The sequence below is a fragment of the Vescimonas fastidiosa genome (genome assembly GCF_018326305.1).
Lineage (GTDB): Bacteria > Bacillota > Clostridia > Oscillospirales > Oscillospiraceae > Vescimonas > Vescimonas fastidiosa.
This window is the reverse complement of the sequence record NZ_AP023415.1, coordinates 397,630-422,627: the sequence shown is the minus strand read 5'-3', so window position 1 is coordinate 422,627 and position 24,998 is coordinate 397,630. Positions and strand designations below refer to the sequence as shown.

At 54.2% G+C, this 24,998-nt stretch carries 26 protein-coding genes, 3 tRNA genes and 1 rRNA gene; 5 read left to right on the top strand and 25 right to left on the bottom strand.

The genetic code is table 11. The annotated features are described in order from the left end of the window. Positions 1-82 precede the first annotated feature (82 nt). The 3 genes from KI236_RS02020 to KI236_RS02010 all read right to left on the bottom strand — a co-directional run bounded on the left by KI236_RS02020 (position 83) and on the right by KI236_RS02010 (position 1,893). Positions 83-159: transfer RNA gene (locus tag KI236_RS02020), tRNA-Ile, on the bottom strand. A gap of 12 nt (positions 160-171) precedes the next feature. Next, positions 172-247 (bottom strand) — tRNA-Ala (locus KI236_RS02015). A 114-nt stretch (positions 248-361) separates the two neighbouring features. Next, positions 362-1,893 (bottom strand): 16S ribosomal RNA (locus KI236_RS02010). 465 nt (positions 1,894-2,358) lie between these two features. Here KI236_RS02010 and KI236_RS02005 point away from each other — a divergent pair. Beyond that, positions 2,359-3,048, top strand: coding sequence for a YjjG family noncanonical pyrimidine nucleotidase (locus KI236_RS02005; protein WP_212818847.1), 690 nt, complete (start codon positions 2,359-2,361; stop codon positions 3,046-3,048). A gap of 48 nt (positions 3,049-3,096) precedes the next feature. Here KI236_RS02005 and KI236_RS02000 read toward each other — a convergent pair whose 3' ends face one another. The 10 genes from KI236_RS02000 to KI236_RS01955 are packed head-to-tail and all read right to left on the bottom strand — an operon-like array spanning position 3,097 to position 12,601. Further along, on the bottom strand, positions 3,097-3,933 hold the full coding sequence (locus KI236_RS02000; protein WP_212818845.1) for an EFR1 family ferrodoxin: 837 nt from the start codon (positions 3,931-3,933) through the stop codon (positions 3,097-3,099). Positions 3,934-3,945: 12 nt separating this feature from the next. Next, positions 3,946-4,155: a hypothetical protein gene (locus tag KI236_RS01995; RefSeq protein ID WP_212818843.1), complete on the bottom strand. Its 210-nt coding sequence runs from the start codon at positions 4,153-4,155 to the stop codon at positions 3,946-3,948. Between the two features lie 10 nt (positions 4,156-4,165). Beyond that, positions 4,166-6,505: an ATP-dependent Clp protease ATP-binding subunit gene (locus KI236_RS01990; RefSeq protein WP_212818841.1), complete on the bottom strand. Its 2,340-nt coding sequence runs from the start codon at positions 6,503-6,505 to the stop codon at positions 4,166-4,168. A 48-nt stretch (positions 6,506-6,553) separates the two neighbouring features. Beyond that, positions 6,554-7,189 (bottom strand): CvpA family protein, encoded by a 636-nt coding sequence (locus KI236_RS01985; RefSeq protein ID WP_212818839.1) that lies wholly within the window; start codon positions 7,187-7,189, stop codon positions 6,554-6,556. A gap of 18 nt (positions 7,190-7,207) precedes the next feature. Continuing rightward, positions 7,208-8,392 carry a DUF5711 family protein gene (locus KI236_RS01980; protein ID WP_212818837.1) on the bottom strand — a complete coding sequence of 395 codons (1,185 nt, stop codon included), beginning with the start codon at positions 8,390-8,392 and terminating at the stop codon, positions 7,208-7,210. After that, positions 8,373-9,140 (bottom strand): tRNA pseudouridine(38-40) synthase TruA, encoded by a 768-nt coding sequence (gene truA, locus KI236_RS01975; protein ID WP_212818835.1) that lies wholly within the window; start codon positions 9,138-9,140, stop codon positions 8,373-8,375. Before truA ends, KI236_RS01980 begins: the two co-directional genes overlap by 20 nt. 24 nt (positions 9,141-9,164) lie before the next feature. Then, positions 9,165-9,971: an energy-coupling factor transporter transmembrane component T family protein gene (locus tag KI236_RS01970; protein ID WP_212818833.1), complete on the bottom strand. Its 807-nt coding sequence runs from the start codon at positions 9,969-9,971 to the stop codon at positions 9,165-9,167. Beyond that, positions 9,965-10,831, bottom strand: coding sequence for an energy-coupling factor transporter ATPase (locus KI236_RS01965; RefSeq protein WP_212818831.1), 867 nt, complete (start codon positions 10,829-10,831; stop codon positions 9,965-9,967). Before KI236_RS01965 ends, KI236_RS01970 begins: the two co-directional genes overlap by 7 nt. Positions 10,832-10,847: 16 nt before the next feature. Continuing rightward, positions 10,848-11,705, bottom strand: coding sequence for an energy-coupling factor transporter ATPase (locus tag KI236_RS01960; protein WP_212818829.1), 858 nt, complete (start codon positions 11,703-11,705; stop codon positions 10,848-10,850). A gap of 32 nt (positions 11,706-11,737) precedes the next feature. Continuing rightward, positions 11,738-12,601, bottom strand: coding sequence for a class I SAM-dependent methyltransferase (locus KI236_RS01955; RefSeq protein WP_212818827.1), 864 nt, complete (start codon positions 12,599-12,601; stop codon positions 11,738-11,740). 199 nt (positions 12,602-12,800) lie between these two features. Here KI236_RS01955 and KI236_RS01950 point away from each other — a divergent pair. Continuing rightward, a tRNA-Pro gene (locus KI236_RS01950) sits at positions 12,801-12,877 on the top strand. A gap of 68 nt (positions 12,878-12,945) precedes the next feature. Here KI236_RS01950 and KI236_RS01945 read toward each other — a convergent pair. The 6 genes from KI236_RS01945 to KI236_RS01920 all read right to left on the bottom strand — a co-directional run bounded on the left by KI236_RS01945 (position 12,946) and on the right by KI236_RS01920 (position 18,338). Next, positions 12,946-14,655, bottom strand: coding sequence for a recombinase family protein (locus tag KI236_RS01945; RefSeq protein WP_212818825.1), 1,710 nt, complete (start codon positions 14,653-14,655; stop codon positions 12,946-12,948). A gap of 92 nt (positions 14,656-14,747) precedes the next feature. Further along, entirely contained in the window at positions 14,748-14,891 is a 144-nt protein-coding gene (locus KI236_RS01940; protein WP_212818823.1) for a hypothetical protein, read from the bottom strand. A gap of 418 nt (positions 14,892-15,309) precedes the next feature. Then, the gene (locus tag KI236_RS01935) at positions 15,310-15,732 is read right to left on the bottom strand and encodes an RNA polymerase sigma factor (RefSeq protein ID WP_212818821.1); all 423 of its coding nucleotides are present in this window, start codon (positions 15,730-15,732) and stop codon (positions 15,310-15,312) included. 446 nt (positions 15,733-16,178) lie between these two features. After that, positions 16,179-16,883 carry a response regulator transcription factor gene (locus KI236_RS01930; protein WP_212818819.1) on the bottom strand — a complete coding sequence of 235 codons (705 nt, stop codon included), beginning with the start codon at positions 16,881-16,883 and terminating at the stop codon, positions 16,179-16,181. A gap of 78 nt (positions 16,884-16,961) precedes the next feature. Continuing rightward, positions 16,962-17,726 (bottom strand): SDR family NAD(P)-dependent oxidoreductase, encoded by a 765-nt coding sequence (locus KI236_RS01925; protein WP_212818817.1) that lies wholly within the window; start codon positions 17,724-17,726, stop codon positions 16,962-16,964. Beyond that, a complete protein-coding gene (locus KI236_RS01920) occupies positions 17,727-18,338 on the bottom strand; it encodes a TetR/AcrR family transcriptional regulator (RefSeq protein ID WP_212818815.1) in 612 nt (203 codons plus the stop codon). 182 nt (positions 18,339-18,520) lie between these two features. Here KI236_RS01920 and KI236_RS01915 point away from each other — a divergent pair, with 182 nt between their 5' ends. Further along, positions 18,521-18,883 carry a helix-turn-helix domain-containing protein gene (locus KI236_RS01915; protein ID WP_456243477.1) on the top strand — a complete coding sequence of 121 codons (363 nt, stop codon included), beginning with the start codon at positions 18,521-18,523 and terminating at the stop codon, positions 18,881-18,883. A 183-nt stretch (positions 18,884-19,066) separates the two neighbouring features. Here the strand turns inward: KI236_RS01915 and KI236_RS01910 are convergent, their stop codons facing one another. Both KI236_RS01910 and KI236_RS01905 read right to left on the bottom strand, forming a co-directional pair. Beyond that, entirely contained in the window at positions 19,067-20,431 is a 1,365-nt protein-coding gene (locus tag KI236_RS01910; protein WP_212818811.1) for a relaxase/mobilization nuclease domain-containing protein, read from the bottom strand. Positions 20,432-20,574: 143 nt separating this feature from the next. Then, a complete protein-coding gene (locus KI236_RS01905; RefSeq protein ID WP_212818809.1) occupies positions 20,575-20,862 on the bottom strand; it encodes a CD1845 family protein in 288 nt (95 codons plus the stop codon). A gap of 217 nt (positions 20,863-21,079) precedes the next feature. Here KI236_RS01905 and KI236_RS01900 point away from each other — a divergent pair, with 217 nt between their 5' ends. Together KI236_RS01900 and KI236_RS01895 are read left to right on the top strand one after the other, a co-directional pair. Next, positions 21,080-22,144, top strand: coding sequence for a DUF262 domain-containing protein (locus KI236_RS01900; protein ID WP_212818807.1), 1,065 nt, complete (start codon positions 21,080-21,082; stop codon positions 22,142-22,144). Beyond that, a complete protein-coding gene (locus KI236_RS01895) occupies positions 22,141-22,791 on the top strand; it encodes an MAE_28990/MAE_18760 family HEPN-like nuclease (RefSeq protein ID WP_212818805.1) in 651 nt (216 codons plus the stop codon). Before KI236_RS01900 ends, KI236_RS01895 begins: the two co-directional genes overlap by 4 nt. Positions 22,792-22,820: 29 nt before the next feature. Here the strand turns inward: KI236_RS01895 and KI236_RS01890 are convergent, their stop codons facing one another. From KI236_RS01890 to KI236_RS01875, 4 genes are read right to left on the bottom strand one after another with little or no spacing between them, the layout of a single operon-like run. After that, positions 22,821-23,165: a plasmid mobilization protein gene (locus KI236_RS01890; RefSeq protein ID WP_212818803.1), complete on the bottom strand. Its 345-nt coding sequence runs from the start codon at positions 23,163-23,165 to the stop codon at positions 22,821-22,823. Next, positions 23,162-23,335: a DUF4316 domain-containing protein gene (locus tag KI236_RS01885; RefSeq protein ID WP_212818801.1), complete on the bottom strand. Its 174-nt coding sequence runs from the start codon at positions 23,333-23,335 to the stop codon at positions 23,162-23,164. The genes KI236_RS01890 and KI236_RS01885 overlap by 4 nt, the downstream gene beginning before the upstream one ends. A gap of 10 nt (positions 23,336-23,345) precedes the next feature. Further along, entirely contained in the window at positions 23,346-23,924 is a 579-nt protein-coding gene (locus tag KI236_RS01880) for a defense against restriction DarA-related protein (protein WP_212818799.1), read from the bottom strand. Between the two features lie 9 nt (positions 23,925-23,933). After that, positions 23,934-24,890, bottom strand: coding sequence for a hypothetical protein (locus KI236_RS01875; protein ID WP_212818797.1), 957 nt, complete (start codon positions 24,888-24,890; stop codon positions 23,934-23,936). Positions 24,891-24,998 lie beyond the last annotated feature (108 nt).

Sequence of the window (24,998 nt, the reverse complement as noted above, 5' to 3'; positions counted from 1 at the left end):
CAAGGTGCAATCTCCAGCCTTTGTTAAGGCCAGAAATAAGTACTCAATTTCTTTGAATACTTATTTCCGAGCTTACTCAGATTGGTGGGCCCGAGTGGGCTCGAACCACCGACCTTACGATTATCAGTCGTACGCTCTAGCCAGCTGAGCTACGGGCCCATATTTCCTTTTTGGTGGAGATAGTCGGGATCGAACCGGCGACCTCCTGCTTGCAAGGCAGGCGCTCTCCCAGCTGAGCTATATCCCCGTCCTATCTTCAAGGGTGTGTGCCCTCTAAATTAAACAACGACAAAACGAAATCTTAAACGGTCTGACCAGGATGTTACAAGTCAAGCTCTTGGCCTGCTTGAGGTCTCCTTAGAAAGGAGGTGATCCAGCCGCTCGTTCTCGAACGGCTACCTTGTTACGACTTCACCCCCAATTATCGAACCCACCTTCGACCGCGCCCTCCATAATTGGTTAGGCTACGGGCTTCGGGTGTTCCCGACTCTCATGGTGTGACGGGCGGTGTGTACAAGGCCCGGGAACGTATTCACCGCGGCATGCTGATCCGCGATTACTAGCGATTCCGACTTCATGTGGGCGGGTTGCAGCCCACAATCTGAACTGGGACGGCTTTTAGGGGTTCGCTCCATCTTGCGATTTTGCATCCCTCTGTTAACCGCCATTGTATTACGTGTGTAGCCCAGGACATAAGGGGCATGATGATTTGACGTCGTCCCCACCTTCCTCCGTTTTGTCAACGGCAGTCTCGCTAGAGTGCTCTTGCGTAGCAACTAACAATAGGGGTTGCGCTCGTTGCGGGACTTAACCCAACATCTCACGACACGAGCTGACGACAACCATGCACCACCTGTCTCTACTTTCCCCGAAGGGCACCTAACATATCTCTATCTCGTTAGTAGGATGTCAAGCCCTGGTAAGGTTCTTCGCGTTGCTTCGAATTAAACCACATAATCCACCGCTTGTGCGGGCCCCCGTCAATTCCTTTGAGTTTCAACCTTGCGATCGTACTCCCCAGGTGGAATACTTATTGTGTTAACTGCGGCACGCAGGGGGTCAGTCCCCGCACACCTAGTATTCATCGTTTACAGCGTGGACTACCAGGGTATCTAATCCTGTTTGCTCCCCACGCTTTCGCGCCTCACCGTCAGTTGTCGTCCAGCAATCCGCCTTCGCCACTGGTGTTCCTCCTAATATCTACGCATTTCACCGCTACACTAGGAATTCCGATTGCCTCTCCGATACTCAAGAAGAACAGTTTCAAATGCAGTTCACGAGTTAAGCCCGTGGATTTCACATCTGACTTGCCCTCCCGGCTACACGCCCTTTACACCCAGTAAATCCGGACAACGCTTGCCACCTACGTATTACCGCGGCTGCTGGCACGTAGTTAGCCGTGGCTTATTCGTCAGGTACCGTCTTCTACTCGTCCCTGACAAAAGAAGTTTACAACCCGAAAGCCTTCTTCCTTCACGCGGCGTTGCTGGGTCAGGCTTGCGCCCATTGCCCAATATTCCCCACTGCTGCCTCCCGTAGGAGTCTGGGCCGTATCTCAGTCCCAATGTGGCCGTTCAACCTCTCAGTCCGGCTACTGATCGTCGCCTTGGTGGGCCGTTACCTCACCAACTAGCTAATCAGACGCGAGGCCATCTTTCAGCGATAAATCTTTGACATTAAGGCCATGCGACCTCAATGTGTCATGCGGTATTAGCAGTCGTTTCCAACTGTTGTCCCCCTCTGAAAGGCAGGTTCCTCACGCGTTACTCACCCGTCCGCCACTGTCCTCTGCTTCAATTGGACGAATCCTCTTTCCACAGATTCTCGTTCGACTTGCATGTGTTAAGCACGCCGCCAGCGTTCGTCCTGAGCCAGGATCAAACTCTCTATAAATGGTATCTAAACAACTCTATCGAGCTGCTCAAATCTTTACAGAGCTATTTGTCATAGCTTCAAAAACTTTTTATACTTAGTTCCGCGGGTAATTGACTCAACCCCGCTTTCCCAAGTTTTAGTCGCACTTTTCAGTGCTCCCGTCTGGTGCTTTTCGTTTCGTTCGTTGTTTAATTTACAAGGTACACGCCCCGTGCGGAACATTTGTTATTATACTGCGTTATGCCAGCTATGTCAAGCACTAATTTCAACTTTTTTCAAGTTTTTTCTGCGCTCTCCTGCCGGCCTAACCAGCCGCCGCCTCTCGACGACTTTGCTACTTTACCACACCTCCGCCCTCCTGTCAACCCTTATTTTTACTTTTTTTAATTTCTGTCATAGAAAGCGCTTATTGGCCCCTTGGCCGTCTTTTCTTTCCCGGTCGATCGTGGTATAATAGCTCCAAAATTCAAAAGGAGAAGCCCTATGACACCCTACCCCATTCTTCTGTTTGACGCAGACAATACCTTATTTAATTTCGACGCCGGCAACCGCCGGGCATTCAGCGAAGTGTGCCGCACCTATCACCTGCCGGACACAGACGAGCTTTTCCGAACCTATGAGCAGGCCAACACGGAGATGTGGTCCGCCTTTGACCGAGGCGAGTGTACCAAGGATTTTTTGGTGGTGGAACGGTTTCGTTTGTTTTTAGAGCGTGCCGGTCTGCAGGCTGACCCGGTTCTGTGCAACAGCGTCCACCTGGATACCCTGAAAACCAACACCATTCTGCTGCCCCACGCTCTGGAGGTCTGCCGGACCCTGGCCGAAAGCCACAGGCTCTACATCGTGACCAATGCCGTGGCCGCCGTGCAGAAGGCCCGCCTGGCCGCCAGCGACATTCACCCCTACATCTGTGATGCTTTCATCTCCGAGGAAGCCGGGGCCAGCAAGCCCTCTGTGGCCTACTTCGACTATGTTTTCTCCCGCATTCCCGGTATCACCCGGGAGAACTGCCTGCTCATCGGCGACTCCCCCTCCAGCGATCTGCGGGGAGCCAACAACTACGGCATTCCCTGCTGCTGGTATAATCCCCAGGGGCTGGCCCGCCCCCAGGGGCTGCGCATTGACTATGAAATTCAGGACCTGCTGGACCTGCTGCCTATTGTGAATCCATAACAGAAAACCGGTCCTCTATGAAGAGGACCGGTTTTTATGCGCCTTATATTATAATTGTATGTAGAACTCCTCGTTCGCCGCCGGCCGGGCGTATTCCGCCTCCAGCTCGTGCCGGTGGTAGAGATACCCCGCATCGTCGAAGAACTTGGCCCCGGTGGGGCAGCCTTTGACGCAGGCGCAGCACTTGATGCAGATGCCCTTGACCTGCGACACATCCGCCGGGTCGATGGAGCCCATGGGGCACAGCTCGGCGCACAGGCCGCAGCCGCCACAGCGGGACAGATCCGTTTTGGGCTTTACCTTTAATATATTGATGGGATTTCCGGCCCGGTCCCGGGGCGTATAGTAGGGGCGGATGGGCTCCTGCCCCCCTACGGCTACGGGGTTTTGCGGGGCTACCTCCAATTTTGCGGCCAGCTCCGCCGTTCGGGCGGCAAATCTGTCCATTTGGGCCATATCCTCGGCATTGGGTCTCCCCTGTCCCAGCACCCGGGAGAAGGAATGCTCCCCCACAAAGGCTCCGGCTGCGATGGGGTGCAGGCCGTCTGCAATCAAGATATTGCGCAGCTCCATGAGGGCGTCGTCATAGTTTCGATTGCCGAAGAGCACTACCGGCACAGCCAGCGCGCCGCCGCCCACAACCCTTTCCTGTAAAAAAGGCAGCAGCACATTGGGCACGCGCCCGGCGTACACCGGGGTGCCGAACACAACCAGATCCGTGTCAGAAAAGCGCAGTGTCTCCTGCCGCAGGGCGGGACGGGAAAAATCCACGCTCTGCACCGGCAGGCCCAGCCGGGCCGCTATATCTCCGGCGATGCACTCTACCGTGCGCCGGGTGGTGCCGGTACCGCTGAAGTACACGGCCCAAACCTTTTTCAGTTTCATGGTGCGCCCTCCTTACAGGTCAAAATCCTCCTGCTTCAAATCCCCGGTGTGCAGCTTCACAGGCCGGGGCGGCACCCGCTTCAGGGGGTCGTAGCGGAACGCACTACAATGGTGCTCCGCCGCCACCACGCCGCATTTTACGCAGGCCACCTCCCTGTCGCTGATGCGGGTCCCCTTTACGCAGTAGGCGCAGCGGGGGTCTATTTTTTTGCGAAACAGCATAAGCGCCTCCTTACAGTGTCTCCAGTGTCACCTTGCCGTCTGCGGCAGAGGCCCGGATATGGGTGATGGGATGGTCGAAGCTCTCGATGATGCGCACCGCCATGGGGTCCTCCAGCTCCTTCTGGATACAGCGGCGCAGATTTCGGGCGCCGTAGGCGGCGGAATAGGACTTCTCCACCAGGTAATCCAGCAGCGTGTCGTCGTAAATAAAGGCGAAGCCCTTGGCGGAAAGGGATTCCGCCAGCTCATTGAGCATAATGGCGGCGATGCCACGGAAGTTATCCTTGGTCAACTGATGGAAATACACGATCTCGTCCACACGGTTGATAAACTCCGGGCGTAGGAAGGACTGAAGGGCCTTCATCACCCGCTCCTTATCCTGCTCGTCGCTGCTGCGGCCAAAGCCTACGGTGCCGCCGGCGCTCTTGTCGGAGCCGGCGTTGGAGGTCATCACGATGACGGTGTTTTCAAAATTCACCTTGCGGCCATGGGCATCGGTGATCTGTCCGTCGTCCAGAATTTGCAGCAGCACATTCAGCACATCCGGGTGGGCCTTTTCAATTTCGTCGAACAGCACCACGGAATAGGGCTTGCGGCGGATCTTCTCTGTCAGCTGGCCCGCCTCATCGTAGCCCACATAGCCCGGAGGGGAGCCCACAATGCGGGAAACGGAGTGCTTTTCCATAAACTCGGACATATCCAACCGAATCAGAGACTCCGGCGCGTGGAAAAGATCATCGGCCAGCTGCTTGACAAGCTCCGTCTTACCCACGCCCGTGCTGCCCACGAAAATGAAGCTCACAGGCTTATGCTTGGGGGAAATGCCCACACGGTTGCGGCGAATGGCGGCAGCCACGGCGGCCACAGCCTCGTCCTGCCCCACGATGTGCTGCTTCAGCCGAAGCTCCAGCTCCGACAGGCGCTTGAACTCCTCCTCCCGAATCTTGCTGGCCGGGATCTTGGTCCACAGCTCAATGACCCGGGCGATGTTCTCCATGGTGAGCTGGGGCACGCCCTTTTTCTCGATCTCCGTCAGCTCCGCCTGCAGGCGCATTTCCTGACTGCGCAGCTCGGCAATGCGGGCGTAGCGGGTGTCCAGCTCCTCCTGGGTGAACTCCTTCCCCTCCTCCGGCTCAGCGGACATGAGCTTCTCCCGCTCAAAGGTGATATTCTCCAGGTCGCGCTTTAGCTCCATGCGGCGGTTAATAGACGCATCCCGGAGATTCAGGTCCGAGCAGGCCTCGTCGATAAGGTCGATGGCCTTATCGGGCAGGAAACGGTCCGTAATGTACCGCTCTGACAGGGTCACCGCCTGGCGCAGAATGCCCTCGGGAATCTGCACCCCGTGGAAATTTTCGTAGTAATGGGCAATACCCTTGAGGATCTTCAGCGTATCCTCCATATTGGGCTCTGCCACCGTTACCGGCTGGAAGCGACGCTCCAGGGCGGAATCCTTCTCAATAAACTTGCGGTACTCATTAAAGGTGGTAGCGCCGATAACCTGTATCTCACCCCGGGACAGGGCGGGCTTGAGGATGTTGGCGGCATTCATACTGCCCTCAGCATCTCCGGCGCCCACGATGTTATGCACCTCGTCAATGACCAGGATGATGTTCCCGGCCTTGCGGATTTCCTCGATGAGTCCCTTCATACGGCTCTCGAACTGGCCACGGAACTGGGTCCCGGCCACCAGGGCCGTCAGGTCCAGCAGGTAGACCTCCTTATCCCGCAGCTTAAAGGGCACCTGCCCGGCTACGATACGCTGGGCCAGGCCCTCGGCAATAGCGGTCTTACCTACACCGGGCTCACCGATAAGGCAGGGATTATTCTTCTGGCGGCGGTTCAAAATCTGCACCACACGCTCGATTTCCTCCTCCCGGCCAATAACCGCATCCAGCTTTCCCTCCCGAGCCCGGCGGGAAAGGTTGATGCAGTAATTATCCAAAAACTTGCGCTTTTTCTCGGTCTTACCGCCCTTGGTCTCCCGGCCCTGGGCAGACTGGTCCCCAGGCTGCTTTTCCGCCGGGGTCTGGCTGCCGCCGAAAAGACGGTTCAAAAACGGGAAGGTAGCGGTCTTTCCGCTCTCATCCTCGTCGCCGCCCTCCTCCTCGGGCAGATCCTCCAGCTCCTCGGCGCCGCCGAAGGCCTGCATCATCTCGCCGCTGAGGCTCTCCAGATCCTCCGGGGTGATGCCCATGCGCTTCATCATGTCCTCCACCTGGGGCAGGCCCAGCTTGGCGGCGCACTGCAGGCACAGGCCCTCATTCACCGGCTCGCCCTTTTCGTTCATCCGGGAGATGAACACCACAGCCACATTTTTCTTACACTTTGAGCAAAGAGTAGGTTGCATAGTTTCCTCCGTTTTTCCTGCCACCCCACCCGGGGATGGACTTTGGGTTTACAGCGATGTGAACCAGTCCATAGGGGACTGCCCCACGAAAAATTGCAGCAAAGCGGACTGCTGCACCATATCCTCCGTGATGACCAGCTGCAATCTCTGCAGCACCCACACGGCCAAAAATACCAGCAATACCGCCACGGCCAGCCCCAGCGCGCCGCCGCCCACCAAATTCAGGGTGCGCAGCCCCGGCAGCCTTCCCGCCAGCTTCAGCATCCGAAGCAGGAGCCTGCACAGCAGCATCAGTATCACAAATGCCGCCAAATACACCAGCGCATAGGCAATGGACTGGGCAATGCCGTCGGTGACGGCAGCCACCATGGTCTCCTTGGTCTCCTTCATCAGAGTGCCCACGCTGTCGGTAATGCGGCGGGCGGTGTCGCCAAAGAAGCCCGCCTGCTCCACCATTTCGGCAGTGCTACCGCCGGTGATGCCCTTACTTTCCAGCTTTTTCTCCAGTACGGGGCGTATCCATTTGGCTACCGTGCCAGAAAAAGCTCCGGCAGCGATTCCGGCCCCCGCAAAGGACACGATCATAGCCGCCACGCCGCCCAGGGTCTGCAAAAAGCCCCGCTTGGCGCCGATCCCCAGGCCCAGCAGCAGCACGCCCACGATTACCAGATCCAACCAAATCATACGCACTCGCCTCCTTTTTTACGGCAAATACAGGCTGGCGGCGTTGGTTCCCGCCAGCACCGCCGACCCGTCGCTGCGCATAAGCACCCGCCGGGCGGAGCTTACATCCTCCAGCACGGCACACTCCCGCAGCTTCTGATCGTAGATCACCAGCTTATTGCTGTAAAGCACCGCCAAATACCGCCCCGCAGCCGACAGGTCCAGCACCTCGCTGTCCACGGCCATGGAGCTGATCTCCTCTCCGGCGGCATTTACTATGGCCAGGTGCGTCTGCCCGCCGGAGGCATAATTCTCCAGCAGCACGGCGGCAAATTTATCCGCGCCCAGGCCGCAGCGGGACAGGCTGGCACCCTGAAAATCATAAGAGGTCACGGTGCCGTCGGTCTTTACAAAATACAGCGCCTTATCCGTAGCGGCGCAGAACCGGCCGCCCACGGTGCCCATCTCATACACGCCGCCCTCCAGAGTCCCCTCAGCTGCCATGGTCTCGGAGGTGAGCTTATAAATTTGCAGGGAGCTTACAAAGCTGCCGTTATCCTGGCTCATGGCCGCAGCGGCCATATATTTCCCGTTTTCCGACACGGCGGCGGTGAGCAGATAGCTCTGGGCTGAGTTAAAATCGTACAGCGGCTCACCCTTGCCATTATAGACGGACACCGTGGTTTTATATCCTGTTTTTTTAAGCGTCACGGCAAATCTGCCGCCCTGGCCCATCTGCACGGCGAAAATATCGCCCTCCAGGTCCATCTGCTGCACCAGTCCGCGGCTATTCAGCAGATAAAGGGTCCGGCCTCCGATCTCATACACCGCCGCCTGCCCGTCCGCAGCGCTGAGGGCCACCTGAGAAAACTGCAGGGCCGTGTGGTAGACAGCGTTTCCCTTGTCATCCAGGAGGGTGATCTCATTTGCAGAGGCTACCAGCAGGCTTCCGTTCAGGTCCGCATATCGGCTGCTTCCGTCGCTGCTGTACTGAAACAGCCGCGCACAGCCGCTCTCGTCCTTTTCCGCCTGCATATAGGCGATGCTCCGGCGCAGGCCGTCAAAGGCGGTACGGTCCAGCAGCACAAAGGCCGCCACCACCGCCAGCACCGCCGCCGCCACCACCGCCAGCGCCCGCAGCCTTCGCCGGGGCGGCTGTCTTTTTTTTATGCGCTTGGGCGCCTCCTGCTGCAGGTCTCCCTGCTCAAATTTCATCTGTTCCATTCAGTCTTTCATCCTCATACCACACCCGGGTCAGATACAGTCCTCCCGGCGGCGCCGTGGGGCCGGCCAAGGTGCGGTTGCCCGAGTCCAGAATCGCCGGAATGTCCTCCGGCAGCAGCTTCCCCTCGGCGGCGTACAGCACCGTGCCCGTGATGGCCCGCACCATATTATATAGGAATCCGTTGGCGCACACCTTCAGCTCCAGCAGCTCGCCCCGGCGCTCCACGCGGCAATAATAAATGGTGCGTACCGTGCTTTTCACATTGGTCCCCACAGACCGCACCGCAGCAAAGTCATGGGTCCCCTCAAACATCCGCGCCGCCCGATCCATGAGCGTCTCGTCCAGCCTCTTGGGATAGAAATAGGCCCGATGGACATAAAACGGGTTTTTGATGCGGGAATTATAAATACGGTAGGTATACTCTTTTTTTATGCAGGAGCCGATGGCGTTAAAATCCTCCGCCACCTCAAAGGCTCGACGCACTACAATGTCCTCGGGAATATGCGTGTTCACCGCAAAGGGGATGCGCTCTACGGGAATGCGGGAATTGGTATGGAAATTGGCCACATAGTATTCCGCGTGTACGCCGGCATCGGTGCGGCCGCAGCCCACGCACTTGATCTTCTCACCGCACACCATGGAAAGGCCCCGCTCCAGGGTCTCCGCCACGGAAATCTCGGTTTTCTGCACCTGCCAGCCGTGATAGGCCGTGCCGTTATACATGAGCACAAGGGCTATGTTCCGCATAGGGCATCCTTTCCTCCCGTTTTTTTACAGGCCGAAGTGGCCCAGCACGATGATCCCTGCCGCCAGGACTATGAAGCCCCCCAGCACCAGCCAATCCGCCCGCTCATAGCGCAGCACATGCAGGGCCGTGCGGCCCTCGCCGCCGTGGTAGCAGCGGCACTCCATGGCCGTGGCCAGCTCATCGGCCCGGCGGAAGGCGGAGATAAACAGCGGCACCAGGATCGGCACCAGGGCCTTGGCCCGCCTGAAAATATTCCCGGACTCAAAATCCGCGCCCCGGGCCTTCTGGGCGGACATGATCTTATCCGTCTCCTCGATGAGAGTGGGGATAAACCGCAGGGCAATGGACATCATCATGCTCAGCTCATGGATGGGCGCCTTGATCTTCTTCAAAAAGCCCAGCAGAGACTCCAGTCCGTCCGTCAGGGCGATGGGGCTGGTGGTATAGGTCAGCAGAAAGGTCCCCATTATGAGCATCACAATGCGCAGCAGCATCTTCACCGCCGCAACCAGGCCCTCCCAGGTGATGTGCCGCAGCAGCCACACATCGCACACGGGCGTGCCCTTGGTAAAAAACAGGTTCATAACGGCTGTGAAAATAACTATGATGACAATGGGCTTGAGTCCCTTGGTTAACGACCGGAACGGCACCTTAGAGACCAAAATGCTCACCGTCAGCGCCACCATGACGATGGCATAGGTCAGCACACTATCCGCGCTGAACAGGGCCACGATGTACAGCACCACCGCCAAAATCTTCGTCCGGGGATCCAGCCGGTGGACGATGGTATTGCCGGGGAAGAACTGGCCCAGGGTAATATCCTTCAGCATACGGCCTCGCCTCCCTTCAGCGCCAGGAGGCGGCGCACCAGCTCGTCAATGGTATATATACTGCTGTCCGGCAGCAGGCCCCGCCTCTGCAGCTCCATGGCTACCTTCGTTACCTGGGGCACATCCAGGCCCACCTGCAAAAGCTCGTTGGCCCGGGAAAAAATCTCCTCCGGGGTGCCGTCCATCAGCTTGTGGGCGTGGCTCATAACGATGATACGGTCCACATTCCGGGCAATCTCCTCCATGGAGTGGCTCACAAGAATAACCGTGTTGCCCTTTTGCCGGTGATAGTCACGCAGCTGGGCCAATATAGCCTCCCGGCCCCGGGGGTCCAGACCCGCCGTGGGCTCGTCCAAAATCAGCACCTTCGGCTCCATAGCGATGACGCCCGCGATAGCCACCCGGCGCTTCTGTCCGCCGGAGAGGTCAAAGGGAGACTTTTCCAGCATCTCCTCATCGATGCCTGCAAAGGCCGCCGCCTGACGCACCCGGCGCTCGACCTCCTCGTCCTCCAGGCCCATGTTCTTGGGTCCGAAGGAGATGTCCTTGAATACGGTCTCCTCAAAAAGCTGATACTCCGGGTACTGGAATACCAGCCCCACCTGAAACCGCACCCGGCGGATTTCCTTGGGCTTCGCCCAAATGTCCTCCCCGTCCAGGCGGATTTCTCCGCCGGTGGGGCGCAGCAGCCCGTTCAGGTGCTGAATGAGGGTGGATTTACCCGACCCAGTGTGGCCGATGATGCCCAGGAACTCCCCCGGCATCACCTCCAGGTTTACATCTTCAATGGCTTTGTGCTCAAAAGGTGTCCCCGCACTATAGGTGTGCGTGAGAGCCTTAACTTCTAATACTGGTTTCAACTTGTTTAATCCCCTTTTATTTTTCACCGGAAAAGGCGTGGCAGATAGCGTCTGCGCACTCCTCCACGGTCATAGCATCCAGCGGGATGTCTATGCCCCGGCTCCGCAATTCATAAAGTAACTCCACCGTGTCCGGCGCCGCCAGGCCCAGGGCCCGCAGCTCCTCCACCCGGGCAAATACCGCCCGGGGTGTGCCGTCCATGGCTACCTGTCCGTGGTTCATCACAATGGCCCGGTCGGCCTCCATAGCCTCGTTCATATGGTGGGTAATAAGCACCACGGTAATGCCCCGCTCCCGGTTCAGCTTGTGGACCGTGGTCAGCACCTCCCGGCGGCCCACCGGGTCCAACATGGCGGTGGATTCGTCCAGCACGATACACTCCGGCTCCATGGCAATGACTCCGGCAATGGCCACGCGCTGCTTCTGTCCGCCGGAGAGCAGGTGCGGCGCATGGCGGGCGTATTCCTCCATGCCCACGGCCTCCAGAGCATCGTCCACCCGCTTGCGGATTTCCGCCGAGGGCACACCCAGGTTCTCCGGGGCAAAGGCCACATCCTCCTCCACCACATTGGCTACGATCTGGTTGTCCGGGTTTTGGAATACCATTCCGACTCGGCGGCGCACCTCCAGCAAAAGCGCCGGGTCCGCCGTGTCCAACCCCTCCACCCAAACCGTTCCGCCGGTGGGCAGCAGCACCGCATTCATGTGCTTGGCCAGAGTGGATTTACCGGAGCCGTTGTGGCCCAAAATCGCCACAAAGCTCCCCTTCTCGATCTCCAGCTCCACCTCCCGCAGAGCGGAGGACTCTTGCCGCCCCCCCTCCTCCGCCGGGTAGGTGAAGGTGAGTTTTTCTGTTTTTATCATGGTTGCCATACGATTTATCTCATTTCTTTACTACGCAGTTTTTATTCGCTCATCCACCGGCCCGTGGCGCCGCAGGGCAGCGCCATGCCGCTTTCGCTGCACGGCAGGCCCAGCTCGTCCCAGGTGACCTTGCCGCCTCGCTCCTTACCGATGAGCATTTGCAAAATATAGCCCAGCACCGAAGGCGCAAGGCCCGTGGTGTAAGAGTTCAAAATCACAAACAGGGGCTTATCCGACAGCACCCGGGCGCAGAGCTTCACAAAGGGATAGAGGTTATCCTCCAGCTTCCACACCTCGCCCCCGGGACCGCGGCCATAGCTGGGCGGGTCCATGATGATGGCGTCGTAGGTCTTGCCCCGGCGAATCTCCCGCTCCACGAACTTGGCGCAGTCGTCCACGATCCAGCGGATAGGCGCCTCGCTAAGGCCCGAGACCTTGGCGTTTTCCTTGGCCCAGGCCACCATGCCCTTGGCCGCGTCCACATGGCACACGCTGGCCCCCGCCGCCGCACAGGCCACCGTAGCCCCGCCGGTATAGGCGAAGAGGTTCAGCACCCGGATGGGCCGCCCGGCGTTTCTGATTTTCTCCATGGCAAAGTCCCAGTTGGCCGCCTGCTCCGGAAAAAGGCCGGTGTGCTTGAAGTTCATGGGCTTCACCTGAAAGCGCAGGTCCTTATAGCCTATGGCCCACTGCTCCGGAAGCTTGTGCTTGTCCCAGTGACCGCCACCGGTGGAGGAGCGGCTGTACCGGGCGTTGGCCTGCCGCCAGCCGGGGTGGCGATGGTCCGTCTCCCAAATAGCCTGGGGGTCAGGCCGCACCAAAATCTGCTGTCCCCAGCGCTCCAGCTTTTCCCCGCCGCCGCAATCCAACAGCTCATAGTCCTTCCAACCGTCTGCGATCCACATAAAGGGTCTACCTCCGCATATTAAATCAATGTATTATACACCCTTGCATCGTTTTCCGTCAACACCGAAGCGGCCAATTCTCCCCCATTCCCGCTCAAGTTTACATTTCGTTCGTAATTTGAAAAAAGGTGTTGACATTTGCCGTGGACGGTGGTATTATAAGCAAGCTGATTCGATTTGAGCAGCAAAAATTACATATCCGGGTGTGGCGAAGTTTGGTATCGCGCTTGAATGGGGTTCAAGAGGCCTCGAGTTCGAATCTCGACACTCGGACCATGCAGAGTGTCCTTATAGGATCTGAGTATCCTGTAATGGACACTCTGCTTTTTTATTTCCCACAAAGTTCATACTGCAACCTGTTCCGGGGCGTAGCTGAGTGCTACGCCTTTTCTTGTTTCCATGATAATGTCGGCCTCCGGGATCTTCCGGCGATCCGGCACATCAAAGGCACCGATGCAGTTGTAGTGAATATCGACGCGCTGGTTGGTAATGCCGTCCTGCTTTTCAGCGTGGTACACCTCGATGTGGTCGATCAGCTCCGCGACCATGCGCTTTGTAATGGTGGTTGCGTCCGTGTACTGCCGCACCGTTTCAAGGAAATCGTCAATGTCCATGCGCTTGCTCTCGTCCTTTTTCAGTTCCAGCCGCAGAGCCTTAATCTTCTTTGCGTTTTCGCCCTGCTCCTGTTCATAGCGTTTGGACATTTTGGAAAACCGGGCATCGTCGATTTTTCCCGCTACATTGTCCTCATAGAGCCGTTCAAAGAGCATATCCAACTCCCGGTCACGGGCAGTCAGAGCGTCCAGCTCCCGCTGCTTGCGGATGCGTCCATTTTCTGCCACCTTTGCCGAATGTCCGATCATGACTTTGATAAAGTCATTTTCGTATTCGCTGGCGAAGCAGGCCAGCCGCTTGACCTCGTACAAAACAACCTGCTCTAAGAAGTCCAGCCGGATATAGTGCGTCTTGCTGCACTTGCGATAGCCGGAGTTATGATTTTGACAGCTGAAAAACTTGATGTCGTGATTGTTCTGGTTGAAGTGGAAATTGAGGTTGCCGCCGCACTCCGGGCATTTCAGCAGGCCGGAGAATACGCTGGACTCCTGCGTGACCGTGGGCTTTTTGCGGCGTGTCCCTTTTTGGAGCGCCTGCACCTTTTCCCAAGTCTGGCGGTCAATAATGGCCTCATGGACATTGAGGAAGATCGCCCGGTTTTCCTCAGGGTTCTCGATCCGTTTTTTCATCTTATAGGACTTGGAGTAGCTTTTGAAGTTGATGACATCACCGCAGTATTCCTGCAAGGTGAGGATCTTCTTGACGGTGGTATGCCCCCACTTGGTAGGCTCCACGGTGCTTTTCGACCCACCCCGACTCGTCCCACGGCTGCGCCAGTAGTAGGTGGGATTGACCACGCCATCGGCGGCAAGGCGGGCGGCAATTTCCGCCAGCCCGTACCCCTCCAGCGCCATACGGTAGATCCGGCGCACCACCTCGGCGGCCTCCGGCTCTACCACCCAAAAGCGGGGATCGTCCGGGTTTTTGATGTAGCCATAGGGCGGCGGAGAGAGCGGAACGCCCGCGTTGCCTTTCATCTTATTCACGATCCGGCGCTTCTTGGAAATGTCCTTGGCGTAATACTCGTTCATAATGTTTTTGAACGGGGTGAAATCGTCCTCACCTTCATCGCTGTCCACGCCATCAGAAACAGCCACCAGCCGTATATCGTGAAGTGGGAAAAATTCTTCGGTCAGCTTGCCGACTTCAATGTAGTTGCGCCCCAGCCGGGACAGGTCTTTGACGAACACCGCCGAGATGTACCCGGCCTCGATAGCGGTCAGCATTTTCTGAAATCCGGGACGCTTCATCGTCGTACCCGTGATACCGTCATCCACGAAAAAGATCGTGTCGGTATAGCCCTTGTCCTTGGCAGCCTTTTGAAGTATCTTCCGCTGATTTTGGATGCTGTTGGACTCGCTGTCCATATTATCATCACGGCTCAGTCGGCAGTAAAGAGCGGCTGTGCCGAGTTCGTGTTTTTTGCTTGACTGTTTCATATAAACCTCCTCTCTGGCAGTCAAGCAAGGGGTTTTATTCTATCTATATTATACCTCGCCCGACCGCCCATGTTAAGGATGTCGATGGGGGCTTATACCGGCTCCAGATCAGCCAGCATCAGCTTCAAAAGGATGTCACGCATCAGCTCTCCCGTTTCCTTGTAAACAGGCGTGACGATAAAGCGGATCTTTCCAATGTAGTACACATATTCTTCCGTGGCGGGCTTCTCAGTCATGGCGTCCTCCTTTCACAGATGCAAAACACAATGCGCGTTCCCCGTTGTCCGCTGGGGAAAGCAAACAGGCCAGCACGCCGGGTGCTGGCCTGTAGCTTATGACCTCGGTACTCGTCGGCACAAACTCCGCTATGCTGCTTTGGGACAAAATGTTCCAAAATCCGCCCACTTCGTTGCGCCTCCTCTCCCCACAAAGTCTTGTGACTTTGCGGGGTACCCCAAATCCCAAGGTGTTTTTGAAAGGCGGGAGCGCCGCACCCGCTCCTGTTGGCCTGTCATAAGACAGCTCATATTCAATGCGGCGCTCCCTCACAGCGGACAGCGACGATCCGTGACGGAGCATCAACTACCTTGCTGCGGAGAGGTGAAAACTACCTCTCATATACCAAGGACAAAAATCGGGCAACTGGAGATACCCTTAGAGAAATTTTTTCAAATATTTTCTCATGGCCGCCTTGCCGTTTTTGACGGAATGGCGAACAGCGCTCTTGTCTACGCCCTGCTCCCGGGCAATCTGACGGTAGCTCTTGCCGAGAATCAGATGCGCCTCCACCCGGACGCCCTGCACCTCCGGCAGAGAGTTGAGGGCGTTCCAGAGGTGGACGAACAGCTCCATGCGATCCAGAAGCTCCTGCGGCGTCGGCTCATGCAGACAGGCCGAGTATTCGATCCCATCGTCACAGTCGAGGGAATACTGCGCCTTATTGCGGGTCGTGCGCCGCTGATAGGCTGCCTCATACAGCTTGTCCGCCTTCAGCTCGGCGGCCACTTCGTCGGAAACTTCGATGTATTCATCATGGGTGTACCAAGCGTAAAAGTCCTTCAGATTGATGGTCGTCATTTGTAATTCCTCCATTCAGTTCGTGTGTGGGTGGGTGAACAGAACGGAGGCACGGAGGGGATCGGCAGCCGGGGCTGGCTGCTTTGGGACAAATTGTCCCAAGGTATAGGCATATAAAAACGCCCGCATAGCATGACGCTATGCGGGCGCGCGAAATATTATCGTTGTTTTTGTACTTATTTGTTTCATGTCCGTACCCGGACTTCTCCAACGGGGGAGCTACGCTTTTTTTAGCTGGTGAAGATCATGGATATTATGTAGAAATCCTAGAATAAGCAATGACGGCATCCTCCTGTATGCCGCCGCATAGGGTCTGACTTACGCATCCAAGCCCTCTGCGGCAAGCAGAATTGGCCGTAAAACTACGGATGCGTAAATCGTATTTTGGAAAAGGAAAATCTAAGGGATAGTAATAGGGGAAAAAGAGGAAAACCGGATGACGGTTTTTACTCGTCATCCGGCTCACTATGAAATCGGTATCCTACGCCCCAAACATTCTTTATGTATTCCTTGCCTGCAACAGACAGCTTTTGCCGCAGCAAACGGATCTGTGACTTTACCACATCATCCACATTGTAGGCTGCGTGTTCGTCCCATACTTGGTTGTATAGCTGTTCCCGGCTGAATATCTGTCCGGGGTTGCTTGCAAGGCAGAACAGCAAATCGAACTCCTTGCGGGTAAGTTGCAGATTTTGGCCGTTGAGCTGTACTTGCCTTGTCAGCGGATCAATAATGAGGTTTTTGCCAAAGGCCAGCGTATAGCACACTTCTTTTTGTGGTTTGAGGTCACAATATAGCTGCATAAGCGCTTGTGCCTGGGCAAGGCATTCTTCCAACGAATAGGGGTAGCCGATATAGGCATGGGCACCGGCTTGTAGTACCTCTAACCGCTCTATATGACAGAACTGTGAGGAAAGGATCAGAATGGGCGTTGTTCTGGCCTTCCGCATGGCTTTCAGCAGTTTGTGGTCATCCTCTGCGGAAATACAGGCGTCCAGTATCACCAAGCAAAACTTCTTGTCCATGAATGACAACAACGCCTCGTGCATGGAGGACACGCAAAGAATATTGGTACTGGGGCAAGCTAGGTTGTCCTTCACGATTTGGGCAGCCTCACGGTCTGTATTGATTATCATTATATTTTTCTTCATCGAATCCTCCTTTCCTTACAGTTATAAAAGTCGGTAGATTTGTGGATGTCTTACTCCATGGTTGGCCGAGCGGACGCTTTATTTGTTTCCTGCTTGATTTTCAGCACGAGAGGTCATTTTTGACAACAGGCTTCCCATCTTGATGGGAAACAGATAGCATCCGAGTGTTTGAATTTTTTGCCACAGGCTATGGCAAATGATAAACCGCTTGGAATGAATATGTTTGGCAAGACCCTGTCCCACCTTCTCAGGTGCAGCCATAAATTCTTTGGGAACAGGCAGGGGCGCAGACGATCTCGTTCGCGTCAGCGGCGGGTGGAAGATATGGAACGATATATTGTCTTTGGCATATTCGATTTTCAAGCACTTTGCCAATGCCTCCAACGCGCCTTTTGTGGAAGCATACGGAGAGATGTTTGCAAATCCAGTGACTCCAACACCAGAACTCGTAAAAATGATCCTGCCGTTCTTTTGTTTGACCATGTACGGCAAGACGCTTTTTGCCAGGCACAACGCACCAAAATAATTTACTTCAAACACATCTCTGTATGTATGCAGGTCGGTGTTCACTTCTGCATCAAAGGTGCATTTACAGGCGTTGTGAACTGCAATATCTATGCTGCCAAACTCCGCAGCAGCTGCTTGCACGGCATTTCGCAGGCCGTTGTGGTTTCGTACATCGACTACATAGTATAAAAGATTATTGCCATGTTCTCTTTTGAGCTTTTCAAGATTTTCCGTTTCTAAATCTAAAACAGCCACCCTATTTCCATCTTTGAGCAACTGCTCTACAAGGAAATATCCTATACCTTGATTTGCTCCAGTTATAACAATATTGGACATTTATACTCCCCCCATTTCAGAAAAAAACACATGGATATGCTGATAGGCATCTTTGCGAAAGGCCGCCTTATTTTCCTCGGACAGTTTTCCGCATAAAAGCCACTTTTGGGCAAAGAAAAAAATCGGGGCATAATACTTGATTGCCATATATTCGCTATCCGCTTTCTCCATGATCCCGATGTCCATAAGCCTTTGAAATATACTGCTCTGGAATTTCAAAGGCTCTGCGAACATCCAATGTTTATATATCTTTTGAACTTCCTCATTATTGAATTGCTCGATCTGCATTATGCGCATTATCTTATTGCAAAACTCGTCCATAAGATAATGTTCAAAAAAGTGGTTGCAAATTTCAAAATAAAAATTATCACCAAAGGTGTTTGTTTCACTGGATATTTGTGATGTAAGATGGCCCATCATGCTATCGGCCTTACTCTGAAATCGGTATAATAGTTCTTCAAAAATTGCGTACTTATTCTTGAAGTGATAATAAATTGTGCTTTCCTTGATGCTTACCATTTTACATATATCTCGGATAGAAACAGCGGAAAATCCATATTCCGAAAACAGGGATAAGGACACCTCTAGTATGCGTTCTCTTGTTTCATTCATTGTTAAATCCCTCCTCGACCTAACAACTGTTAGAAATATTGTACCTAACAATCGTTAGATTGTCAAGAGCGAACTCCATTCTCGCGTCCTTACGCACGGATATGAAATTAAATACTACCAAACATAAAACATCGTTTCGTTCTCATAATCAAACCCGAAATGTAGAATAATATATGGGTGATATGAGAATGTACCAAGACGAACGACGGCTTGACTTCCATGCTTTAGGTCGGGAGATCAAGCGCAAAAGAGAAGCCAAAGGCTGGACACAGGAGTACCTCGCGCAGCTCGTTGACCGTACACCTCGTTCCATTATGTATTTTGAAAATCGTGGTCAACATCCGAGCTTGAATACCTTTTATAAAATCGTCACTCTACTGGATATTTCCGTCGATCAATTCTTCTATCCTGACAAGCAGAATGAAGAAAGTGATTGCCGCCAGCACATTGACAGGATGCTAAACACAATGGACGAAAATGAATTGACGATCATGGAAGCTACCGCAGAGGGAATACAAAAAGCCAGAGAAACGGAGGAAGCGTAAGAAACGGCGCTGCCTCCGTTTTTCGTGGGGTTTCTGGGGAACGCACTAACGGCAAGCAGGGCAAGTGTAGCCACACTTGCTATTTTTGCATCCCGGCGGGCTGCAAAAACGCTTGTTGGGGAGCCTCCCCAAACCCGGCTTTGGGACATTTTGTCCCAAAGTAATTGTCTGCGTCACTGTCGCTTATCGCTCCTGTTCCTTTTTGTGTTGGCCGTCCGTGACGCCCAGCAGATGATCAATATTGGCCTTGACCGCCACGGCCTGCCGCATTTGCTCCTGTGCCGTTCGGTAGTCAGCGTAGAGTGCCTTTTTCCGCGCCGCCAGTTGGCGGCGTTTTCCTTTTAGCTCTGCCATCTTGGGCAACTTCTCTCCGTCCAGCAGCTCTCCCATCGCAGCCTTGGCTGCTCGGTAGTCCGCCAGCTCCGCCTCATGCTCGGCAAGATATTTTCGGCTGTACTTTGCGGCCTTGTACCCATCGAACACCGGGCGGGTCTTGGCGTACTGCACCACGGCTCCCATCAGTTCAGAGGTATGGGAAAGGTCGGCCTCGGTCTGTCGAAGCTGTTCCGTCAGCGTATGGAAACAAGCAACGGCGTCCTCGGCCTTTGCGGAGAGCTGGTCATACTCGGTGATATTCTGCTCCTGCATGAATTGAAGTGCCGCCGCCATTTGTTTAAGGTTATAGACCTTTGCCCACCGTGCATAGGCCGCACCTTTGCCAGAACGCAGGCGCTCCTGTATATCAACAATCAGATTGACACGGCGAGGGGCAGCAGGCGCAGAAACAGGCTGCTCCGGGATTGGACGCTCCCCAGCGATAACCGCCTTGATGTCCTCGGGATCGTAGCCGTCCCCGAGGGTGGACGCCCGCAGCCGGGTTGCCCGCTTCTGCCCCGGAACAAGAAAAGAGATCGTACCGCCGCGCCCATGCTTGACCGTGTAGCCGGATGCCTCCATGAGCCGGAGAAAAGCGTCAAAGTCGGCGGGGCGTTTGGCAAGAGCTTCATTAATGGCAAGCCGTAACTGCTCCTTGTACGAGGGCTGCCGATCCGTCCCCAGCCACGCCCCATAATGGAGAAAGCGTCCCTTGCTGTGCAGTTTGGGATTGGTAATGACGGACAGATCATTTTCAAGGCAAATGCGGTCAGAGAGCCGCCGCAGCGCACGGCCAGATCCGATGAAATCCCGAAATTTCCGGGTGCAGTCCAGCGAGGTCGAATTGTAATAAATGTGATTGTGGATGTGTGCCTTGTCCGTGTGGGTGGCAATAAAAAAGGCGTATTTGCCCTTTGTCCAGCGCATCGCCGTTTCATAGCCGATGCGGTTGGCCTCCTCCGGCGTGATCTCCCCGGGCTTGAATGACTGGCGGATCTGATAGCACAGCACATCGGCATCCCGCCGCTGCTCCCGGCCTGTGACGGCCTTGTACTTGGCCTTGCTTAGTAGGAACTCGGCATCGGCGGTCATGTGGTCGCAGCCGTAGGACGAGATCAACTCGCCGCCCTCGGTCTTGTCCGGGTTTTGCCCATAGTCAAACCGCTCTTTCAAGGACTGCGCGATGGTTTCGCCCTTGCTGATTTTGTGCTTCTTGTAGTAGGTCGTGGCCGTAGGCAGCCCTCCTTCCGATATGACAAACGGCGGCTGTGGTCAGCCGCCGTCGTTTCAGCTTTGGGACATTTTGTCCCGAAGTATCAGCCGGTGATGAAATCCCGCAGGGCGAACTTGGCCGAGTGCAGCTTGTCCACCAGCCACTCAGCGATGGCGGGAACGCCAAAGGGAGAAACGAGGAACGCAAGGACGAGGCACACCACACCGCCCACCGTCTGCCCACCAATGAACAGGATGACGGAGAGCAGCGTCAGCACAATGCAGCCCAGCTCACACACGGCGGACGCCACGCAGAACAGGAATGTGACCATAGCGGCCAGCAGGGACAGCGCCACCATCACGGGGGCGGCAAGGATTTTGAGAACGATCATAGCAGCTACCTCCATCAAAAAATCGGGTTGGTCAGTCCTTCTACCCATATTATACCGCTGGGAAAATAGGCACACAAGGATGTCGAGCTTTCACCGCTTTGGGAGTAGATGCCCCCTAATAAGGATCATTTTCCCCAAGAATCCTCAGATTGACTTTCTATATATTGTGCGGTAATATTAAAGCAACTTGGAGAATAATCTTTTCGGAGGAGTTTGTATGGATATTAACGACAGAATCTCCCAATATAGGCAAGATATTAAATCTGACAGAGTGGATATGTCTTTTGGTGAAATCATCAATATGTATAAGGATGAAGAGATCATTATTTCACCAGAATATCAGCGGGCCTTCCGTTGGGACAAGCAGCGGCAAACTGATTTTATTGAGTCCATTTTACTAGGAATCCCGTTCCCTTCTATCTTCGTAGCGACTAACTCAGATGGCACTTGGGAGTTAATAGATGGATTGCAACGAGTTTCGACTGTCCTTTCCTTCTTTGGAGAGTTAAAGGATGAGAGCAAAAATCATTTAGTATTAAAGCCGGGTAGTATTGTTCCAGAATTGGAAGGCTTAACAATAGAGACGCTACCTTTGGACTTAAAATTGACAATCAAAAGAACTCCTTGTAGAGTCGAAATTATACAAAAAGACAGCCATTTTGAGATGCGATATGAGTTGTTCAAACGACTTAATACAGGTGGTGAAGGTTTAACCCGTCAAGAGATACGAAACTGTATTTTCCGTGGATTTGCTAACTATAAGTATTTCAGCGCTACCATAAATAAGTGCTCAAATAATCCTATATATAGAGCTTTGGTAAACATTTCTGACGATGCAAGAGAAAAAATGATGTATGAGGAACTATTCCTACGCTTTTTCTCACTATACAATTTCCGTGCGGAGTTCACAGAGAAGGTTATTGAAGACTTCTTTGATAAGATTATGAAAAAGCAATGTGAAACTCCCGATGTTGAAAAAATTGAAAAGACAAAGCAAGTTTTTGAGGAAATCTGCACTTACCTACAGCCTGCGGGATGTGACATATTTAAGCTATCACGGTTAAATCTCTCAACTAGTATGTTCGACTCTATTTTCCTATCATTAGCAACTACATCTAAGAATTATCGTGCGATTGCAACCGATACATTTGTGAGTCGTGTCGCTGAACTTCGCGAAAATGCAGATTTCAAAAAGTATGCCGGTGCAGCAAGTAGCAATCCTAGCGCAATAAATAACAAGTTGATCATTGCAAGAAAAATTCTTTTGGATGATGCAGAATGACAGAGCACGAATTACAATGTCTGTTGGTAGCAGAGCGAGAATGGCGAATTACTGAACTTGAGTTTTGCAAGAAAATCCCCTTTCTATATACTTACCCTTCTTTCAGATCGCATTACCCTTTATTTTGGAAGTTTTGTATTCCGATGATTTATTCGCATTGGGAAGGCTTTTGTGTCGCATCAATGAAACTACTGGTTGACTACCTCAATGAAATAAGTCTTTCATATCAAGATGCTGCCAATCACGTTTTATTATTAGACAACAGAAAAAGGTTTTCATATTTGCAAGGAAATTGTTCGACAGACCAACAGTCACGGTTTTTGAACGAATTTTTGGCATCACAAAAAACAGGAGTACATATTGATAGAAGCGTTGTTTCGGCAAATTCCAACTTAAATTTTAAGCAATTATCGAAAATGCTTTCTTACTTTGAAATTTCAGTTTCTCCCGTGCTAGACCAGCAAAAGCCTACTATTGAAAAATTAGTTTGGTATCGAAATTCCATCGCACATGGAGAAAACAGCATTACTGTGACGCAAAAAGATGTCGAAACTTTCATTAGTTGTATCACTAAGTGTATTGATGAAATGCTTTCCCTTTTCTCAACGTATATTTCAAGCCTAAACTACTGCAAAAAAGATAGCTAAAAAGGGGCAGGATTATTTCCTGCCCCTTTTTATAAAGAAACAATCTTTGACAGCTTTTTCAGCAGTTCGGACAACGGCTCCCAAAGGTCGGCATAGTCCTTTTGGAGCGCCGCGATCTCCGAGGGGTAGATGCCGTAGGTGTTGGCATGGACGGCCGCCTGATTGAGATTGTTTGCACAGCGCCGCTGGAGCGACACAAGCTCCTTGACGGGTTCAAGGTCAACGTGGAGCACATAGCCGCCCAGCGCCATTTTTCGGATATAGGCGCTCATGTTGCGGATGCCCGCCTCGGCCATGCGCTCCCGAATGACCTCCAGCTCGTCAGGCCGTACCCACACATAGATGGGGACGCTGCGGACGCGCTTTTTTGTCAACGCTCCTCACGCTCCCGGCTGCGGCGCTTGGGCGGGTGTTCCCGCACCTTATCCAGCGGCTTTTCTGACCGGGGCGGCACAGGCAGATTGTTGATGATGCCGTCGATCATGTTCCCGTTCTGCTCCATAAAATGCTCGGCGTTCTTGTTGGGATTGTGTTCCTGATCCATAAATGTCCTCCTATCTGTCGCCCCGGTCAGGGGCATTTTTCTTTGGGGCCGCTTGGCCCCGGTCAGCCTCGGCCAGCTTTGCGGCGGTTTTCATCTGCTCCCGGATCGAACGGGGCCTGTCGGGATTGTCAGGTGCAGGCCGCAGCTCATAGTCAGACGTCTGCCGTTTCGTCAATGGCCGTGTGTAGGTCAGATGCCCCCACGCCAGAAACGACCCATTTTCAACCGGGACGCGCTGATCGTAGTTGACGATCTCATCCGGGGCGTTGCGGGGCGGCTTGGGGAATGTCCCCATGTCCACGGGGCGCTGGGTAGAATAATACTTGTAAAGGCCGGGAGCCTCGGTCTGCCTGACACCGACATTGTAAAGACGCTGGTACTCCTTCACCCGCGCCGTAAAATCCTGTTCCAGAGCGGCACGGTCACTGCCGTAATGCCCCCATTCATACTGCCGCTGGCCGTCCCTGTCATCATAGCAAGCCCATGTGACATAGGGCGAGGGAGCGGTAGGATGATGCCCCAGCGCAAAGCCCCTGCCGTTTTCCAGCATGACGGCCTTTATGATCTCATAGCCTTGGTTTTTGTCCATATACCATCCTCACCGTGATACATCTTTCTCCGCCCGTTTTGCAAAGGGCTGGAGCTGATAGGGGCTTTTGCCGTCCTCCGGGCGCAGAAAGTCCAGCCTTGCAGCGGCTCGGATGGCGTTCTGATTGAGCTGCCGCTGCCATGCCCCTTGGCTGGGCGCCCACTTGAAGCCCTCGCTTTTGAGCGCCTGCCGGGTATCGGCGTCCGGCTTTTCCGCAAAAATGAGCTGCAAGCGGTTCTCCGCCTCGTTGACATTGGCCTCACCGCCGGGGAATGTCCAGCCCACAAACTCCGCCTTGTGGCTCAGCTCCTCGATGCGCTGGCGCACACGGCGGATATTGGCGTTATTGTTGGTGAGCAGATAGGACGGAAACGGAACGGGGTCTTTGCGCCAGTCTTGGGACATGGCCGCCTTGACCTTTTCCACCTGCTCCGCCGTCAGTTCAGGGCAGCCCTCCAGCGTCTTGTGCTTGCGGTAGTAGGCATTGACCGCTTTCATCATAGCCTGCTGGGACTCCATTCCCTCCAGCTTTTTCGTGAGCTTTTCCACGGCAAGGTCATCGTCGGCGCTGATCCCGCCCCGGCCTGTGGAACGGATCTTATCCAGCAGCTTTTCAATTTCAGCGTACTCGCCGTAGTTGCGATCCCGGGCGGCGTTCTGCTTGGCCTTTTTCGCCACGGGGAAATTGCCGCCCCCGGTGATTAGAATAGACGGCACACGGGCATCAATGGCGTTGCGCTCATTGAGGTTTTCCGCCAGCCTGCGGGCGTAGCGGTCAACAAGGGCGTCGATTTTATCATGGTACATGGGATCGACCCGCGCTTTCTGCCTCTCTGCCAGCGCATAGGCTTCATCCACCATCGCCCGGTAGCCCGCCGTGGCCGAGCCGGGGGCATAGTCGGAATAGCTGTTCATATCCTTTGCCCGCTTTGCCGCCGACTCGCTGATCTCATAATATTTCGGCATAATTCCTCCTTTCAGCCGGGACTTCGGGACAAAATGTCCCAAAGTTGCGTTGCTTGGATGTGGAAAGCATTTTTGCAAAAAGAGGGGTAAACGGGAAAACATACCTCT